This window comes from Mucilaginibacter sp. (assembly GCF_036383575.1).
Classification (GTDB): domain Bacteria; phylum Bacteroidota; class Bacteroidia; order Sphingobacteriales; family Sphingobacteriaceae; genus Mucilaginibacter.
This window is the reverse complement of sequence record NZ_DASVOB010000641.1, coordinates 1-3,029: the sequence shown is the minus strand read 5'-3', so window position 1 is coordinate 3,029 and position 3,029 is coordinate 1. Positions and strand designations below refer to the sequence as shown.

At 43.7% G+C, this 3,029-nt stretch carries 2 protein-coding genes; both read right to left on the bottom strand.

Going from position 1 to position 3,029, the window contains the following annotated elements; all coding sequences use genetic code 11:
• A partial coding sequence (locus VF500_RS22665; protein WP_330861858.1) for a family 78 glycoside hydrolase catalytic domain occupies positions 1–1,462 on the bottom strand: 1,462 nt, incomplete at its 3' end.
• A gap of 174 nt (positions 1,463–1,636) precedes the next feature.
• The coding region (locus VF500_RS22660; protein ID WP_330861857.1) for a RagB/SusD family nutrient uptake outer membrane protein at positions 1,637–3,029 on the bottom strand (1,393 nt) is incomplete at its 5' end.

Genomic DNA, 3,029 nt, shown 5'->3' with positions numbered 1-3,029 from the left:
TAAAGTTACCTTTTTGCCCCCACTGAATATTATGCTGCAATTGGTTGATCAGTGGATTGGAAGTGGAGAACATCCCGGTTTGGGCCATATCAGAATAAACAGCATAGGCAGCTACATTTGTGGAATCCAAAGTACCATTATATCCCTCCACCTTCAGGTACCTGAAGCCCTGGAAAGTAAAATGTGGCTCAAAAGTTTCAATACTGTCCCCCTTAAAAATATAAGTATTTTCCTGCTTGGCAGTACGCAGGTTTTTAGTGTAGAAGTTGCCTTTCTGATCCAAAACTTCGGCGTGGAATAACCTTACGGTATCCCCTGCTTTCGCTTTTAATTTAAATTGCACCCAGCCAACCAGGTTCTGCCCAAAGTCAACCACGTGCTCGCCGGCTGGGGTGGTAAATACGTTAAGCGGTTTAAACATTTCATGCTTGCGCACCGGCGGGCCGAAAGTAGCTACGAGATTGTCTTTAACCGTATCTATTGTTCGTACCGAATCCCAGTTGAGATCTTTATAAGCAATGGTAGCCCAGCCTTTCTTTTCCTTGCGGGCGTCATAAACCTCGCCATCAAAAAATGATGATGAGCGAATTGGTCCATAAGCTACCTTCCATGTTTTATCGGAATTGATAAGTAGCCGTTTACCATTGGTATATACTATCTCTAACTGGAAAAGCAAACCAAGCTTAGTGCCGTATACATTTTTTCGGCGATTATAAGTATAGCCACGGTACCAGCCATCACCAAGGGTTACCCCAATGGCATTATCTCCCTTCAATAAATCGGCGGTTACATCGTAAACCTGGTATTGCAGGCGCTTATTATAGCTCGTCCATCCGGGAGCAAAGTAATCGCTGCTGATCCTTTTGCCATTAAATTGTGCTTCATATAACCCATGAGCAGTAATATACAAATGCGCGGCGCGAACTTTATGATCAAGCTTAAATGTTTTCCTGAACATGGGGCTCGGGCCGCCGGTGGTATCCGACAGGTAATTATCTTCAATCCATTTGGCACTCCAGTCGGCGGATTTAAGCAGGCCCATTTTCCAGGAGTTAACCATACTCCATGGGGTTACCTGCTGCCTGTTGTTCCAGATACGCACCTGCCAGTACACTTTCTGACGTGAAGCAAGCGCAGCACCGCCATAATAAACATGCAGCGATTCGCCGGAGGCAACTTTACCTGATGTCCAGAGCAGCTCTTTACCTTTTAATAATGATACAGCATTGCTGCCCACCCTTACTTCATAGGCAACCTGTTGAATGTTACGGTCGCGGGTTATCAGTTTCCAGCCAAGACGAGGCTTAGCTTCATCAACAGAAATGGGATTAATTTTATATTCACATATCAGGTTATCAACCCGGAACGGAGGGGGAACGGGCGGCGCTTTTTGCGCATGTACAATTACCGGCAGATAAGAAAAAAGCAATATAATGATGCGTGTGCATACCTTTTTACACATACCTTTTTGGGGTTTAATAGTTCATGCTATTAAATATACTTTAACAGCGATATTGTTTTGATATGCACCTGTAATTTTTATTGAGCAGGCCGAAAAAATGATGCGTTCATTGCAATATACAGGTATAAACGTAATATGGCCCGGTAAAAGTTTCAACCGGGCCATGTAACATTATTAATGTTCGAGGTTACCCTCATCAAGAGGATATTGGAAAAGTAAACGGATATTGCTGTAGGCAGCTGAATTAATTTGCCATGAACTGTTTTTGTAAGCCCGCTCACGTACAGCATGGGCTTTCATAACGTCAACAGCCTTGCCTGTACGCAACAAATCAAACCAACGGTGATTTTCAAAAGCAAGCTCAACCTGGCGCTCGTGTGCTATTGCCGAACGAAACGCATCTTGCGAAGCTACATTCAAATCAGGATTATCATTCCCCATTGATTTAGGTTCAAGACCTGCACGTTCCCGTACCAGGTTCAGGTATTTGAAAGCATCACCGCCGCCTGCAAAGCCCTGCTCGTTCAGGCATTCGGCAAGCATGAGGTAAACATCAGCATAACGGTAAACCGGGAAATTATTACCGGTAATGCCTTTAACTGCCCCAATACTTTGATACTTTTTAATAAATGGCAAATCGATACCGTATTCATCCGATGTAAAATCGGTTAACGAAGCATCCCTCCTTTTGTCGCCCTCTTCATAAGCATTTACCAGATCTTGTGTAGGAATGTTCCAGCCATTTTGAGCCCCGTTCGCTATTTCATAACCTGTGATATCTGTATCATAATAATCCCAGGGAATAAATGTATCTACAAAATCGCTGCCCAAACCATTAGGCCCCTCAATATACTGGATCTCAAAAATAGACTCAGGGCCGTTTTCTTTATGAATATCAAAGTTATCAGCATAATCTGCATTCAGGCTGTAGGCACCTGATGCAATTACTGCGCGAAGCAGTGGTATAGCCAAATCAAATTTCTTTTGGGTCATGTAAACTTCGGCCAGCATAGTTTCGGCTGTACCTTTGGTTACGCGACCTTTATCGGTATCAGCTTTATACTTAACCGGCAATTTGTCAATAGCAGTTTGCGCATCAGCTATTATCTGCGTGTAGACTTTAGCCACCGGACTTTTAGTGGCAACTTTAAAAGCGTCAGCCACAGATTGTGCTTCTGTAAGTACCAGGGGCGCATCACCAAACATGCGCACGATATTAAAATAATTAAAAGCCCGTAAAAATGATGCCTGACCGGCGATAGTATCTGCAACTCCGGCATCAAGTTTAGCCGCGGGCAAACGCTCAAGAATAACATTACACCGGCCAATACTTGTATAGCAAGCGTTAAAGAAAGACTCTACAATGCCATTGTTATTCAACTCCCGGAATTCATCTATTTCTTCGTTACCTGTTCCGGAGCGGTCATAAGGGTCATACTCATACGATGTGTTATCAGAGCGCATTTCGGCCATAGCCCAAAATGAGCCATTGTACAATCCCTGAAGCGGGGCATATGCACCATTGGTAGCCTGAATAAACTGGGCTTTGGTTTTAAAAAAGGTGATA